Genomic DNA, 15,185 nt, shown 5'->3' on the forward strand with positions numbered 1-15,185 from the left:
TGCCGGTGAAAGCGGGCATACACAGCCAGCTGGGCACGTAACGTGTCCGATGCGCTGCTAATCGTTGTGTCAACCGCCACCCAGCGCCGACAACCCGTGTTAGCCGCTGGTCAAGCGCGCTAAGTTTGTCTGCAGGGAGAGGCGGTCCTCCACCCCGAGGAGGAGGAACTGAGATGTCGGTGAACAGGTCGTGAACACCGTCGATGGAGCAGCATGAGTGCGGGCAACATCGACTCCGTGCTAGCGCTGGTTGACGAGGTGCGCTTCGCGTTCCAGCCGTTGATCAACATCAAGACCGGGGCCATCGTGGCGATCGAGGCGCTGGCCCGGCCGGTTGGGACGAACGTCCAGGAGCTGTTCCGGGAGGCCGCCCGGCAACGGCGGCTGACCGAGCTGGACGTGGAACTGGCCAACGCGGCGCTGACGGCTGCCGCCGAGTACGAATCCCTGCTGCCGCTGCACCTCAACATCTTCGGCGGCACGGTCACCCACGATCTGCAGCGGCTGGACCTGGTGCGCGAGCGGCTGCGCGAGATCGGCCGCCGCGAGCAGGAGGTGACGCTGGAGATCGGCCCGCCGTTCGCCCGGCTGAACACCGACGACCTGCTGGTCGGGGTGGACAAGCTGCGCGCCGACGGGTTCCAGATCGCGCTGGACGGCGTCGGCGAGGGCGATGTGCCGATGGCGCTGATCGCCGACATCGGCCCGGCCGTGGTCAAGCTGGACCGCGAGGTGGTCCAGCAGCTGCCGGAGAGCCCGGCGCGGGTCGCGCTGGTCGAGTCGGTGCGGCACCTGTGCGAGGCCACCGACAGCCAGCTGGTCGCCGAGGGCGTGGAGAACGAGCGCCAGCTGACCACCTTGCGCCGCAACGGGATCCGCCTGGTGCAGGGCAACCTGCTGGCCCCCGCGGCGCGACGGCCGCCGACGGCCAGCAGCGTGCCCGGTGTGGCGGCCGAGGTGACCGACCCGCACGGTCCGCCGATCAGCTCGCTGGCCAGCGGGCCGCGGGTGACGGAGTTCCTGTCCCCGGCCACGATCCTGCCCACCGACGTCACCGCGGACAAGGTGCGCGGCGTGCTGGCCGACCACCCGGAGATCAGCGGTGTGGTGCTGGTCGACGAGAGCAACCGCCCGCAGTGGACCATCGAGCGCAACCGGTTCCTGCTCGCGGTGACCGGCCCGTACGGCCACGCGCTGCACGCCAAGCGGCCCGCATCGCGGCTGGCCGACGAACCCCGGGTGGTGACCACCGCGACCACCGCGATGGAGGCGCTGAGCATGGTCACCCGCTCCGACCAGTACCGGATGTACGACGACGCGATCGTGGTCGACGAGTCGGGCCGGTGCCTGGGCGCGGTGCGCGCCGGCGACCTGATCCGCGGCATGGCGGAGCTGAAGGTGGAGGAGGCGGCGGCGCTGAACCCGCTGACCCGGCTGCCGGGCAGCGACGCGATCGCCCGCGACGTCACCCGCCGCATCGCCGCGGGCGAGGTCTTCGCGGTGAGCTGGCTGGACATCGACGGGTTCAAGACGGTCAACGACACGGCGGGCTTCTCCGCGGGCGACGATCTGATCCGCGCCATCGGCCGGAGCCTGACCGACGCGGCCACCGCGCTGAGCTCGGTGCAGGTCGGGCACGTCGGCGGGGACGACTTCCTGCTGGTGGCGGACCTCGACGACCTGGTTTCGCTGGCCGAGCTGGTGCTCGATCCGGAGCGCACGGCGGGCGGTGTGGCGGTGACCCTGTCGCTGGCGACGCTGGTGTGCACGCCGAGCACCGTCGCCGGCTACGACGACGCGTCCAGCCGGCTGGCGCCGCTGAAGAAGCACGCCAAGTCGCTGACCGGATCGAGCTGGGTGATGTCCCGCCCCGGCTCGGACCGCATCGAAGTGCTGCGCGGGGCGCAGCAACCGCCCGGTTCCTGAGCCTCCGCCGGGCAGGATCACTCACGCGGACGATTGCCGCGGCCCACCGCGCTCGCCCTAGGCTGGTGTTCGAACGAGGTTTGACAACGTTGTCAAAGCCGTGGGAGGACACGTGCCAGGACATCGCCGTCGGCTCGCCACCACCGCAGCGCTGCTGCTGACCGCGCTCACCGCCACCCAGCTACCCGCCGTCGCGCAACCCACCGACCCGGTTCGCGCGGTGAACACCTTCATCGGCACCAAGGACGAGGGCAACACCTTCCCCGGCGCCTCCGCGCCGTTCGGCATGACCCAGGTCAGCCCGATCGGCACGCATTACGCGGGATGGCGCTACGACGACACCCGGATCAAGGGCTTCGGCCACTTCTTCCTCTCCGGCGCGGGCTGCTGGGAGCAGGGCGGCCTGATCTCGACCCTGCCCACGACCGGCAGCATCGGCGCCGGTGAGGGGCACGACTTCGACATCGACGTGCCGTCCACGTTCGACCAGGAGCAGTACGCGGCCGCCTACACCCACGACGGCGAGGTCGGCGACGCCGGCTACTACCGCACCCGCCTGACCGACTACGGCGGCATCGACGTGGAGGCCACCGCCGACACGCGCGTCGGCGTCGAGCGCTACACCTTCGACGAGGGCCCCGCGCACGTGTTCCTCAACGTCGGGCAGGCCAACGAGCGCAACCCGGTCAAGGCCAGCGGCCTGGAGGTGGTGGACGAGCGGACCGTCCGGGGCTGGGTGCGCAGCAAGGGCTTCTGCGGCGGGCAGGACTACACGCTGTGGTTCACCACCCGCTTCGACCAGCCCGTCGAGTCCTTCGGCACCTGGCAGCCCGACGGCGGCCGATTCGACCGCCGCTCGGTCTCCGGTGGCGAAGGCCTGCGCGGCGCGTGGCTGACCTTCGGCGCCGAGCAGGTCACCGCGACCACCTCGATATCCTATGTGGACGCGGCGGGCGCGGACGCGAACCTGGAGGCCGAGGGCGACGACTTCGACCAGGTCCGCGAGCGGACCCAGGACCGCTGGCGCCGCGAGCTCGACCGGATCGAGGTGACCGGCGGAACTCCCGACGACGCAGCGGTCTTCTACACCTCGCTGTACCACGTGCTGCTGCAACCGTCGACGGCCACCGACGCCGACGGGCGCTACCGCGGGTTCGACGACGCGGTGCACCGCGCCGACGACTGGACGTACTACCAGTTCTTCTCGCTGTGGGACACCTACCGGACGCAGAACCAGCTGCTGGCGCTGCTGGTCCCGGACCGGGCCAGGGACATCGCGCGCAGCGTGCTGGCGATCGACGAGCAGGGCGGCTGGCTGCCGCGCTGGGCCTACGCGAACTTCGAGACGAACACCATGACCGGGGACCCGGTAACGCCGTTCCTGGTGGACCTGTGGCGCTTCGGCGCGCTGGACGGCCGCGAGCAGCAGGCCTACGAAGCGTTGCGGCGCAACGCCAACGAGATCCCGCCGGCCGACTCCCAGTTCGAGGGCCGCGCGGGCAACGACTCCTACCTGTCGCGGGGATTCGTGCAGTACGACCCGGACTTCCCGAAGAAGGGCCAGGACGTCGACCCGGCGCACGGCGGCTCGGCGACCATGGAGTACGCGCTGGCCGACTGCTCGCTGTCCCTGCTGGCCGGCTCCCTGGGCCGCGCCGGCGACGCCGCGCAGCTGGCCGAACGCGGGCGGAACTGGCGCCACGTCTGGGATCCCTCGGTGCACGACCCGGAACGCGGCTTCACCGGCTTCCCGCGCCCGAAGAACGCCGACGGAACCTGGTTCGAACCCTACGAACCCATCTCCGACAAGGGCTTCCACGAAGGAACGGCCTGGCAGTACCAGTGGCTGACCCAGCAGGACGTGCCCGGCCTCATCGACGCGGTCGGCGGTCCCGACCAGGCCGAGAAGCGCCTGGACACGTTCTTCGCCCACGACGCGCTGGTCCAGGACCCGGCCCGAACGGCCCGCGAGGAGTGGGTGATCGACCCGTACGACTACTACGGCCAGTACCGCTACAACCCGAACAACGAACCCGATCTGCACGCCCCGTGGATGTACTCGCTGATCGGCCGCCCGTCGAAGACGTCGGCAGTGGTCCGGGCCCAGCAAACGCTGTTCACCAACGCCCCCGACGGGGTCACCGGGAACGACGACCTGGGCACGATGTCGGCCTGGTACGTCTTCAGCGCCCTCGGCCTGTACCCCACGACCCCGGGAACCGGACAGTTCGTCCTGAACGCCCCGAGGTTCCCCAAGGCAGTGGTCGAGATCCCCGGCGGAACGCCGCTGACGATCACGGCCCCGAACGCGCGAGGAGCGAAGCTCCAGTACGTGGACGAAGTCCGCGTGGCGAACACCCCGAAGCACGAGGTCTGGATCGACCTGGAAGGAGTCCGCACGAGCGGCACCATCGACCACCGCCTGTCCGACACCCCCACCGCCTGGGGAACCGGCCCGAACACGACCCCGATCTCCCCCTGCGCAGCGGGGTGATCCGCGCGGCGGCGGTGCCGGACGGGCACCGCCGCCGCGGGGTCACGGGATGTCCGGGGCCGGGCCCAGGGTGTTGAGGGCTGCGACGATCGTTCGTTCTTCGTACCTGAAGTGGGCTTCGAGTTCGCTGGTCATGGTTTCGAGGCGGCCCTTCAGGCGGGCCGGGTCGCTCTTGCCGGGTTCGTGCTCGTCAACGAGCCGGCGGATCTCTTCCTGCAGCCGCGCTACGACTTCGTGCTCCTCGCCCAGTTTCTCCAGCACTGGGGCGAGTTCCGGGAACTGCTGCGCGAGCATCGGGAAGGCACCTCGGTCCTCGCCCGCGTGGTGCTGCTTCAGCGCGGCGCAGAACTCGGTGCAGTGCGTGCGCAGCTGTTGGGCCAGGTCCGGCTTGGCACGTTCGAGTTCCGAGGAGCTCGCACCATCTTCGACGATCTCGTCCACTTGGCGGCGGAGTTCCGCGAGCTCCGCGCGCAGCCGATCGTGGGCTTCCACCAGGAAATCGCCGAGGCCGCGGACCCGCTCCTCCCCTGCCGAGTCCTGGACGGTTCGCTGTTCCCGCTCGATCCGGTGGAGGGTCACCACCGGGAGCACTCTCGTCGTCTTCCGCTGGTAGTCGCGCATTCCCTCGTCGCGCGCTGCCACCGCGGCGAAGAGCTCATCGCGGCGCTCGCCGGTCTCGATGGTCGCCACCGCGTCGTAGGTCTCGGTGCCCGTCTCCACCGTGACCTGCGGGTTCTTGCGGATGTTGTGGTACCAGGCCGGGTTCTTCGGGCCGCCCATCACCGAGGCCACGACCAGCGGTTGACCGTCGATCTCGAAGTAGCCCAGCGGGGTCTCCCGGCGTGCTCCGGTGCGCGCACCGGTCGTCGTCAGCACGCACACCGACCAGCCCTCCATCCAGCCGGTGAGCTTTCCGCCGTTCTCGCGGAACTCCGCTATCACCTGGCGGTTGAAGGCGTGGACGTCGAAGTTCTCGGGTTCTCGCTCTGTCAATGCGGTCCTTCCGGATCTCGATCGATCGGAGGGTTCGGCATCGAGGTGCGGACACGCGGAAGAGCCCCGCTGGCCAGGGACGCAGAGGCAGGCACGTTGGACCGCTGATCGCAGTTCGACGAAACCAGGTGCGAGACACGTCGAATCGTGTCGCAACTCGATGGTGGCTTTAGAAGCCGCTACCTCCATGCGTAGGCCCATCCGGGGCTCGTGCGGAGGCTAGCAAGGGGTTCCGTCGGTGTGCAAGGGCGGCAGCCGTCGCCTGTCGGGACTGCGGCTGGGACTTCGGGGTTCTGCCGCCCTTCGGCCATCCCGGTGATTTGGGATGGCGGGGGCCTTATGCCACGGGGATGGCCCGGTGCGGGGTCGCCTTCGCTTTCGCTTGGGGCCGGGTTTGTTCGGGGGCGCGTCTTATCCGGAATCGTTGTCGGTTGTTGCGATGTGCCGTTGGCATCGGGGCGGCGCGGCGGCTTCGGTCGACTCTTTTGCGCTGCAGGTGTTTTCGGCCGAACTTCTTGGCCAGGCCTGCGGAAACCACCGCACAGGAAGAACTTTCACCTTCAGCACGAAGCCTGCCGAGCGTTGATCACCTGATCGTGCGACCTTTATTCGATCGAAATCGAGTTCGACAGTTGAGATGATCGAGTCATGACACCGCTCCGGCGGGCGCCCGACGGGGACGAAGCACCACGGCACCTTGACAACTGCACAGCGGAAAAGAAAAGGGGCACCGAGCAACAAGCCCAGCACCCCTGATCAAAGACCGAGAGACCGAAAGATCACACGGTGAACCCGAGAGCACGCAACTGCTCGCGGCCTTCCTCAGTGATCTTCTCCGGCCCCCACGGCGGCATCCACACCCAGTTGATGCGGAAGTCCTTCACCAGACCACCACCGGGGCCACCGGTCAGCGCAGCCCGCGCCTGGTCCTCGATGACATCGGTCAGCGGGCAGGCCGCCGAGGTCAACGTCATGTCGACGGTGGCGGTGTTGTCCTGCTCGACCCGGATGTCGTACACCAGGCCGAGATCGACGACGTTGATCCCCAGCTCGGGGTCCACGACGTCGCGCATCGCCTCCTCGACGTCCTCCAGCGCGGCGATCTCCGCGGAAGGCGCGGCCTGCTCCGGCAGTGCCTCGGCGGTCCGCTCCACGTCGGTTTCCTGCTGCACCGGGGCTTGCTCGCTCATGAAGCCTCCTCGACAACTACGCGGGACACCGCGTCCTTGAAAGCCATCCAACCCAGCAGCGCGCACTTCACGCGCATCGGGTACTTCGCCACGCCTGCGAACGCGATGCCGTCTTCCAGCACGTCCTCGTCAGGTTCCACCTTGCCGCGGCCGTGCATCAGCTCGCTGAACGCCGCTTCGGTGACCATCGCCTCCTTCAGCGGCTTGCCGACCACCAGGTCGGTCAGCACCGACACGGCGGCCTGGCTGATCGAACAGCCCTGCCCCGCGTAGGACACGTCCTCCACGATCGCGTCCTCGTCGGTGCCGGTCAACCGCACCCGAAGGGTGACCTCGTCGCCGCAGGTGGGGTTCACCTGGAACGACTCGGCGTCGAAGGGGTCCCGCAGCCCGTGGCGGTGCGGGTTGCGGTAGTGGTCCAGGATGATCTCCTGGTACATCTGCTCCAGCTGCATGAAGAATCCCCGGCAGGGTCCGGGTCAAGCCACCCCGAAGAAGCGCTGCGCCTCGCGCACCGCTTCCACCAACGCCTTGACCTCGTCCAGTTCGTTGTACAAGTAGAAGGACGCCCGCACGGTCGCCGGAATTCCCAACCTGCGGTGCAGCGGCCAAGCGCAGTGGTGCCCGACGCGGACCTCCACGCCCTGGTCGTCCAGCACCTGACCGGCATCGTGCGGGTGCACCCCGTCGACGGTGAACGACACCGTGCCACCGCGGTTCTCAGTGCTGGTGGGGCCGATGATGCGCACGCCCTCGACAGCCGACAGCTCGCGCAGCGCCAGCTCGGTCAGCTGGCGCTCGTGGGCCTCGACGCGATCCATGCCGAGCGCGTTCAAATAGTCCACCGCCGCACCCAGGCCGATGGCCTGGGAGGTCATCGGCACACCGGCCTCGAACCGCTGCGGCGGCGCGGCGAACGTGGAGCGCTCCATGTGCACCAGTTCGATCATCGAACCGCCGGTGATGAACGGCGGCATCGCCGCCAGCAGTTCACGCCGGCCGTAGAGCACCCCGATGCCCGACGGCCCGAGCATCTTGTGCCCGGAGAACACCGCGAAGTCCACGCCGAGCGCCTTGAAGTCCACCGGCTTGTGCGGCACCGACTGGCAGGCGTCGAGCACCACCAGCGCACCGACCTGGTGAGCCCGCTCGACGATCTGCTCCGTCGGGTTCACCGTGCCCAGCACGTTGGACTGGTGGGTGAAGGCCACCACCTTGGTCCGCTCGGTGATCACGCTGGCCACATCGGACAGGTCGAGCCGACCCTCGTCGGTGACGCCGAACCAGCGCAGCGTCGCACCGGTGCGCTCGCACACCTGCTGCCACGGCACCAGGTTCGCGTGGTGCTCCATCTCGGTCACCACGACCTCGTCGCCCGGGCCGAGGCGGAAGCGCTCGGCTTCCGCCCCGGCCGTCGCGGCGTTGCTCATCGCGTAGGCGACCAGGTTGACGCCCTCGGTGGCGTTCTTGGCGAACACCACCTCGTCGACGTCGACTCCCACGAACTGGGCGATCCGTTCCCGGGCGCTCTCGTAAGCGTCCGTGGCCTCCTCGGCGAGCTGGTGCGCGCCGCGGTGCACAGCCGCGTTGGAGTGCTCCAGGAAGGAGCGCTCCGCGTCGAGCACCTGGCGCGGCCGTTGCGAGGTCGCCCCGGAATCGAGGTACACCAGGCGTCGCCCGTCGCGGATGGTGCGTCCCAGGATCGGGAAGTCCGCGCGGATCGCCGCCACGTCCAACGGCGTGCTCGCACCCTCGGTGCGAGGAGGCTGAACGGTCATGACTGGGCTGCCGCCTCCTTCTTGCCGGTGAAGCGCACGTAACCGTTGGCCTCCAGCTCGTCGGCCAGCTCGGCGCCACCGGACTCCACGACCTTGCCGTCGGCGAAGACGTGCACGTAGTCCGGCGTGATGTGCTTCAGGATCCGGGTGTAGTGCGTGATCAGCAGGACGCCCTTGCCGCCCTTGGCGTGGTAGCGGTTGACGCCCTCGGAAACCACCCGCAGCGCGTCGACGTCCAGGCCGGAGTCGGTCTCGTCCAGGATCGCGAACTTCGGGTCCAGCAGGTCCAGCTGCAGGATCTCGTGGCGCTTCTTCTCACCACCGGAGAAGCCCTCGTTCACGCTGCGCTCGGCGAACGACGGGTCGATGTCCAGGTCCGACATGGCCTGCTTGACTTCCTTGACCCACTTGCGGATCTGCGGGGCCTCGCCGCGGACCGCGGTCGCAGCGGTGCGCAGGAAGTTCGACATCGACACGCCCGGCACCTCGACCGGGTACTGCATGGCGAGGAACAGACCGGCGCGGGCCCGCTCGTCGACGCTCATCTCCAGCACGTCCTCGCCGTCCAGCAGCACCGTGCCGGAGTCGATCTGGTACTTCGGGTGGCCGGCGATGGCGTAGGCCAGCGTCGACTTGCCGGAACCGTTCGGGCCCATGATCGCGTGGGTCTCGCCCGAGCGGACGGTCAGGTTGACGCCGTTGAGGATCGGCTTGGCGCCTTCCTCGGTGAGGACCGAGCCGTGCAGGTCCTTGATCTCCAGGGTGGCCATTCTTCTTCGTTCTCCTGTTTCAGGCTTGCGGGTCAGGCGCCGACGACGGCGAGTTCGGCCTCGATGGCGGCTTCCAGCCGCTCCCGGACCTCCGGCACGGTGATCTTCTGCAGCAGCTCGCCGAAGAACCCGCGGACCACCAGGCGCCGGGCCTGGTCCTGCGGGATGCCCCGGGCCATCAGGTAGAACAGCTGCTCGTCGTCGAAGCGGCCGGTGGCACTGGCGTGGCCGGCACCCTCGATCTCGCCGGTCTCGATCTCCAGGTTCGGCACCGAGTCGGCCCGCGCACCCTCGGTCAGCACCAGGTTGCGGTTGAGCTCGTAGGTGTCGGTGCCCTCGGCCTCGGCGCGGATCAGCACGTCGCCGATCCACACCGAGTGCGCCGAATCGCCCTGCAGCGCGCCCTTGTAGAGCACGTTGCTGCGGCAGTTGGGCACCGCGTGGTCGACCAGCATCCGGTGCTCCAGGTGCTGGCCGGCGTCGGCGAAGTACAGGCCGAGAAGCTCGGCGTCGCCGCCCTTGTCGCCGTAGCTCACGGTGGTGTTGACCCGCACCAGGTCACCGCCGAGGGTGACGGCCAGGTGCCGGAACACCGAGTCGCGACCCAGCGCGGCGTGCTCGGAGCTGACCTGGGTGGCGTCGTCGGCCCAGTCGTGCACCGACACGACGCGCAGCTGCGCACCGTCGGCGACGACGAACTCGATGTTGTCACCCAGCGTGCCGGAACCGCGGTAGTCGACGACGACCACGGCTTCGGCGAACTGCTCGGCGCGCACCTGCAGGTGCCCGAACGCGACCTGGCCCTCCCCGGGACCGTGCACCGTGATGGTGATCGGGCCTTCCGGCTTGGTGTCCTTGCCGATGGTGACGATGGTGGCCTCGGTGAACGAGCTCCAGGCCTGCGCGGCGATCCGGTCGGCGGGGGTGCCGCCGTTGCCGATCCGCGCGTCGTCGCGGCCCACGGTCTCCACGGTCGCGCCCTCGCCGGCGACCTCCACCTTGATGTTGCCGGTGGCGGTCGCGGTGCCGTCGTGGAGGCCCTTGAGCCGCTTCATCGGCGTGAACCGCCAGTCCTCCTCGCGACCGCCGGGGACCTCGAAGGCCTCGACGTCGTAGGAGGTGAAGCGCGAGCCTCGGGACGACTGCGGGATCACGGTGCCGCCGCCGTGCGAGTGCTCGCCGAGGCCGTGCTGGGCGTCGGTCTTGGTGGTGCTCGTCATCTCAGCCGACGGCCCCTTCCATCTGCAGCTCGATCAGTCGGTTCAGTTCCAGTGCGTATTCCATCGGCAGCTCGCGGGCGATCGGCTCGACGAAGCCGCGCACGATCACCGCCATCGCCTCGTCCTCGGTCAGACCGCGCTGCATCAGGTAGAACAGCTGGTCATCGCTGACCTTGGACACCGTCGCCTCGTGACCCATCGACACGTCGTCGACGCGGACGTCCACGTACGGGTAGGTGTCGGAGCGGCTGATGGTGTCGACCAGCAGCGCGTCGCACTTGACGTTCGACGAGGACTGGTGGGCGCGCTTGGCGACCTTCACGAGGCCCCGGTAGGAGGCGCGGCCACCACCGCGGGCGATCGACTTGGAGACGATCGTCGAGGAGGTGCGCGGCGCCAGGTGCTCCATCTTCGCGCCCGTGTCCTGGTGCTGGCCCTCACCGGCGAACGCCACCGAGAGCACTTCGCCCTTGGCGTGCTCGCCCATCAGGAACACCGACGGGTACTTCATGGTGACCTTGGAGCCGAGGTTGCCGTCGACCCACTCCATGGTCGCGCCCTCTTCGGCCTTGGCGCGCTTGGTGACCAGGTTGTAGACGTTGGTCGACCAGTTCTGGATCGTCGTGTAGCGGCAGCGGCCGCCCTTCTTGACGATGATCTCCACGACCGCCGAGTGCAGCGAGTCGCTGGAGTAGATCGGGGCGGTGCAGCCCTCGACGTAGTGCACGTAGGCACCCTCGTCGACGATGATCAGGGTCCGCTCGAACTGGCCCATGTTCTCGGTGTTGATCCGGAAGTAGGCCTGCAGCGGGATGTCCACGTGCACGCCCGGCGGCACGTAGATGAACGAACCGCCCGACCACACCGCGGTGTTCAGCGCGGAGAACTTGTTGTCACCGGCCGGGATGACCGAGCCGAAGTACTCCTTGAACAGCTCCGGGTGTTCCTTCAGAGCGGTGTCGGTGTCCAGGAAGACGACACCCTGCTCCTCGAGGTCCTCGCGGATCTTGTGGTAGACGACCTCCGACTCGTACTGGGCGGCCACACCCGCGACGAGGCGCTGCTTCTCGGCCTCCGGGATGCCCAGCTTGTCGTAGGTGTTCTTGATGTCCTCGGGCAGGTCCTCCCAGGTCTGGGCCTGCTGCTCGGTGGAGCGGACGAAGTACTTGATGTTGTCGAAGTCGATGCCGGAGAGGTCGGCGCCCCAGTTGGGCATCGGCTTGCGGTCGAACAGCCGCAGCGCCTTGAGCCGGTCCTCGAGCATCCACTCGGGCTCGTCCTTCTTCGCCGAGATGTCGCGCACGACGTTCTCGTTGAGGCCACGGCGGGCGCTGGCACCCGCAACGTCCGGGTCGGCCCAGCCGTACTCGTAGCTGCCGACGCTGGCCAGGATCTCGTCCTGGCTCAACTGCTGGTCAGCCGTGGTGGGTGTGCGCTGCTCCGCAGCGGCAGTCATACGGACTCCCCTCCATCAGGAATCGGGGCGGTGTTCGGGTCGGGATCCGCGAACCGCGTGGTCGGCACGTGCGTGGTGCACACCGAATCGCCGTTCGCGATGGTGGCCAGCCGCTGCACGTGGGTGCCGAGTACTTCGGCGAAAGCCGCTGTCTCGGCCTCGCACAGCTGCGGGAAGTCCGCAGCGACGTGCGCCACCGGGCAGTGGTGCTGGCAGAGCTGCTCGCCGCTTCCGACGCTTCGCGTCGAGGCAGCGTAGCCCTCCCTGGTGAGCGCGTCGGCGAGGGCCTCCGCGCGTTCGGCCGGGTCGCCGGCGGCGGCCAGCGCCTCGCGGTGGTTGGCCACCAGGGCGGCCATCCGTCGCTCGGCGAACTCGCGCACCGCCTGCTCACCGGCGTGTTCGGCGATGAACCGCAGCGCCGCCACCGCCAAGTCGTCGTAGGCGTGCCCGAACCGCGCCCGTCCCACCTCGGTGAGCAGGAAGAGCTTGGCCGGCCGGCCACGACCGCGACGACTCCGCGGGGAGGCTTCCCGGGTGTAGGCCTCGCCTTCGGCGACCAGCACGTCGAGGTGCCGGCGCACCGCGGTGGGGCTCAACCCGAGTTCTTCGGCCACCGCCGCAGCGGTGATCGGTCCCCGTTCCAGCAGCAACCGCGCAACTGTGTGCCGGGTGCGCCCATCGCCATGCGCACCGTGCTGGGCGGCTTGGCCCGGCTCGGCCGCCGCGGCGGTTGACGTCCCGACTTTTTTCACAACACGAATGTTACCTATTTCAGCTCAGTACACCAGGATGCGGGGCGCGCCCGTGAGCTGACTCACGCGATTACGCTTCGTCGTCGTGGCGGCAGGCGAATCGACGAGCAGACGACCAGCGACCGAAGAGGCGGCGGAGCCTCTGGACCGCGGCGAGCGCCGACAGCTCGACGTGGTCCGCCGTTTCGGCACCACCGGCTCGCTGGTGCTCGCCATCGGCTCGATCGGCGCCGGAGCGGCCCCGGTGGACAACCCGCTGTCCGGGGCGCGGCTGATCGGCCTGCCGGTCCGGGTGCCGACGGTGGCGATGGCCTGCTGCTGGCTGGGCATCCTGATGATCGTGGTGGCCTGGCTGTGGCTGGGCAGGCTGTGCTGGCCGGGACGCGGCCGCATGCTGTCGGTCACCCAGCTGGCCCGCACGCTGGCGATGTGGGCGCTGCCGCTGGCCCTGGCGCCGCCGCTGTTCAGCACCGACATGTACAGCTACCTGGCGCAGAGCGAGGTGGCCGCGCGCGGCTTCAACCCGTACGTGCTGGGCTCGGCCGCCGCGCTCGGCGTGGATCACCCGTTCACCGCGAACGTGCCCAACATCTGGCGCGACACCCCGTCCCCGTACGGCCCGCTGTTCCTGATGTTCGGCCAGGTCATCTCCCGCATCGTGGGCGACAACGTGGTGTTCGGGGTGCTGGTGTGGCGCGCGGTGATGCTGTGCGGCCTGGCCCTGGCGATCTGGGCGATCCCGCGGCTGGCGCGGCGCTGCGGCGTGCACCCGTCCGCCGCGCTGTGGCTCGGCGCGGCGAACCCGATCGTGCTGTTCCACGTGGTCAGCGGCATGCACAACGAGGCGCTGATGGTCGGCATCATGCTGGCCGCGATCGAGCTGGGGCTGCGCTACCAGACGGTGCCGGGCACCATCGCCGCCGGCGTGCTGCTGAGCGTGGCCGGGGCGATCAAGCCGCCGGGCTGGATCGCGCTCGGCTTCTTCGGCATCTACCTGGCGCTGCGCAAGGGCGGCCGGTTCCGCGACCTGGTGCAGGTGGCGGCACTGCTGACGGCGGTGTTCCTGGCCACCATGACGGTGATCACGGTGGCCAGCGGCTGGGGGCTGGGCTGGATCGACACCTTCGACGTGCCCAACCGGGTCAAGACGTTCATGGCGCCGCTGACCGCGTTCGGCATGACCGGTGGCGGGCTGAGCACGCTGCTCGGGCTGGGCAACCAGACCGACGCGATGCTGGTGATCACCAAGATCGTCGGCTACCTGGTGGTCGCCGTGGTGTGCCTGCAGATGCTGTGGCTGTCCTTCCGCGGCCGCATCGAGCCGCTGGCCGGGCTGGGCATCACCTACCTGACGCTGGCGCTGGCCGTGCCGGTGCTGTGGCCCTGGTACCTGCTGTGGTCGGTGGCGCCGCTGGCGCTGGCGACGAACAACAGCCGGTTCCGGGTCACTGCCGCGGTGATCTGCGCCGCGGTGTCGCTGTTCGTGCCGCCGACCGGGGCCGGATTCCCGCTGCGCGCCTACCAGATCCCGCTGGCCGTGATCGCCGCGGCGATCGCCTTCGCGATCACGCTGTGGCTGGTGCGCGGCAAGGTGCCGCGGCTGCTGCCGACCCGCGGCGGTGTTCGGCCGGTCACGCAATAGGCTTGGATTTCGTGAGCAACGCCGATGGTCCGGCCGTCCAGCTGCGCGGGCTGAAGAAGCGCTTCGGTGACACCGTCGCCGTCGCAGGCCTCGACCTGTGCATGCCGCGCGGCAGCGTGCTGGCGCTGCTCGGGCCGAACGGCGCGGGCAAGACGACGACGGTGGAGATCTGCGAGGGCTTCCAGCGTCCCGACGCCGGTGAGGTCCGGGTGCTCGGCCTGGACCCGCGCACCCAGTCCGAGGCGTTGCGGCCGCGGATCGGCGTGATGCCGCAGGGCGGCGGCGCCTATCCCGGGGTGCGGGCCGACGAGATGCTGGACCTGGTCGCCGCCTGCGCCGCCGATCCGCTGGATCCGGCCTGGCTGCTGGAGGTGCTCGGGCTGGACAACGCCCGCCGCACCCCCTACAAGCGGCTCTCCGGCGGTCAGCAGCAGCGGCTCTCGCTGGCGTGCGCGCTGGTCGGACGGCCGGAGCTGGTGTTCCTCGACGAACCCACCGCCGGCCTGGACCCGCAGGCGCGGCGGCTGGTCTGGGACCTGGTCGGCGCGCTGCGCCGCGACGGGGTCAGCGTGCTGCTCACGACCCACCTGATGGACGAGGCCGAGGCGCTGGCCGACCGCGTGGTGATCGTGGACCACGGCCGCGCGGTCGCCGACGGCACCGCCGCGGAGCTGACCGAGCCCGAGGACGGCAAGCAGGAGCTGCGGTTCCGCTCCCAGACCGGGCTGGACCTGAACCTGCTGCTGGCCGCGCTGCCGGAGGACTGCCAGGCCAGCGAGCTGCGGCCGGGCGACTACGTGGTGCGCGGGCACGTCGACCCGCAGGTGGTGTCCACGGTGACCGCCTGGTGCGCGCAGCACGGCGTGCTGGCGAACGAGCTGCGGGTGGCCCGCCGCAGCCTGGAGGACGTCTTCCTGGAACTGACCGGACGGGAGCTGCGATCGTGAACGCCGAGGCCAACGCC

The 15,185-nt window shown here is 69.5% G+C and carries 12 protein-coding genes; 4 read left to right on the forward strand and 8 right to left on the reverse strand.

What is annotated here, in order from left to right; genetic code table 11:
* Window positions 1-213: 213 nt before the first annotated feature.
* Together C4T78_RS01430 and C4T78_RS01435 are read left to right on the forward strand one after the other, a co-directional pair.
* Entirely contained in the window at window positions 214-1,926 is a 1,713-nt protein-coding gene (locus C4T78_RS01430; protein WP_093345973.1) for a GGDEF domain-containing protein, read from the forward strand.
* Window positions 1,927-2,038: 112 nt separating this feature from the next.
* Window positions 2,039-4,420 (forward strand): GH92 family glycosyl hydrolase, encoded by a 2,382-nt coding sequence (locus tag C4T78_RS01435; protein WP_093345970.1) that lies wholly within the window; start codon window positions 2,039-2,041, stop codon window positions 4,418-4,420.
* A 42-nt stretch (window positions 4,421-4,462) separates the two neighbouring features.
* Here C4T78_RS01435 and C4T78_RS01440 read toward each other — a convergent pair whose 3' ends face one another.
* The 8 genes from C4T78_RS01440 to C4T78_RS01475 all read right to left on the reverse strand — a co-directional run bounded on the left by C4T78_RS01440 (window position 4,463) and on the right by C4T78_RS01475 (window position 12,579).
* A complete protein-coding gene (locus tag C4T78_RS01440) occupies window positions 4,463-5,413 on the reverse strand; it encodes a nitroreductase/quinone reductase family protein (RefSeq protein WP_235862987.1) in 951 nt (316 codons plus the stop codon).
* Window positions 5,414-6,192: 779 nt separating this feature from the next.
* Window positions 6,193-6,603 carry a metal-sulfur cluster assembly factor gene (locus C4T78_RS01445; RefSeq protein WP_093345965.1) on the reverse strand — a complete coding sequence of 137 codons (411 nt, stop codon included), beginning with the start codon at window positions 6,601-6,603 and terminating at the stop codon, window positions 6,193-6,195.
* Window positions 6,600-7,058, reverse strand: a complete 459-nt coding sequence (gene sufU / locus C4T78_RS01450; protein ID WP_093345963.1) for a Fe-S cluster assembly sulfur transfer protein SufU — start codon at window positions 7,056-7,058, stop codon at window positions 6,600-6,602. The genes C4T78_RS01445 and sufU overlap by 4 nt, the downstream gene beginning before the upstream one ends.
* 24 nt (window positions 7,059-7,082) lie before the next feature.
* Window positions 7,083-8,381, reverse strand: a complete 1,299-nt coding sequence (locus C4T78_RS01455) for a cysteine desulfurase (protein ID WP_093345960.1) — start codon at window positions 8,379-8,381, stop codon at window positions 7,083-7,085.
* Window positions 8,378-9,151 carry a Fe-S cluster assembly ATPase SufC gene (sufC, locus tag C4T78_RS01460; RefSeq protein WP_093155507.1) on the reverse strand — a complete coding sequence of 258 codons (774 nt, stop codon included), beginning with the start codon at window positions 9,149-9,151 and terminating at the stop codon, window positions 8,378-8,380. The genes C4T78_RS01455 and sufC overlap by 4 nt, the downstream gene beginning before the upstream one ends.
* A gap of 32 nt (window positions 9,152-9,183) precedes the next feature.
* Window positions 9,184-10,371 carry a Fe-S cluster assembly protein SufD gene (sufD, locus tag C4T78_RS01465; protein ID WP_093345958.1) on the reverse strand — a complete coding sequence of 396 codons (1,188 nt, stop codon included), beginning with the start codon at window positions 10,369-10,371 and terminating at the stop codon, window positions 9,184-9,186.
* A gap of 1 nt (window position 10,372) precedes the next feature.
* Window positions 10,373-11,827, reverse strand: a complete 1,455-nt coding sequence (sufB, locus tag C4T78_RS01470; protein ID WP_093155504.1) for a Fe-S cluster assembly protein SufB — start codon at window positions 11,825-11,827, stop codon at window positions 10,373-10,375.
* Complete coding sequence (locus tag C4T78_RS01475; RefSeq protein WP_093155503.1) at window positions 11,824-12,579, reverse strand: helix-turn-helix transcriptional regulator; 756 nt, start codon at window positions 12,577-12,579, stop codon at window positions 11,824-11,826. The genes sufB and C4T78_RS01475 overlap by 4 nt, the downstream gene beginning before the upstream one ends.
* Before the next feature lie 85 nt (window positions 12,580-12,664).
* On the opposite strand from C4T78_RS01475, the gene mptB reads away from it, so the two are divergent.
* Window positions 12,665-14,221, forward strand: a complete 1,557-nt coding sequence (mptB, locus tag C4T78_RS01480) for a polyprenol phosphomannose-dependent alpha 1,6 mannosyltransferase MptB (protein ID WP_093345955.1) — start codon at window positions 12,665-12,667, stop codon at window positions 14,219-14,221.
* An 11-nt stretch (window positions 14,222-14,232) separates the two neighbouring features.
* Window positions 14,233-15,168: an ABC transporter ATP-binding protein gene (locus tag C4T78_RS01485; protein ID WP_093155705.1), complete on the forward strand. Its 936-nt coding sequence runs from the start codon at window positions 14,233-14,235 to the stop codon at window positions 15,166-15,168.
* The last annotated feature ends 17 nt before the right edge of the window (window positions 15,169-15,185 follow it).

The sequence above is a fragment of the Saccharopolyspora kobensis genome (assembly GCF_900108315.1).
In the GTDB taxonomy this organism is placed as follows: Bacteria; Actinomycetota; Actinomycetes; order Mycobacteriales; family Pseudonocardiaceae; genus Saccharopolyspora; species Saccharopolyspora kobensis.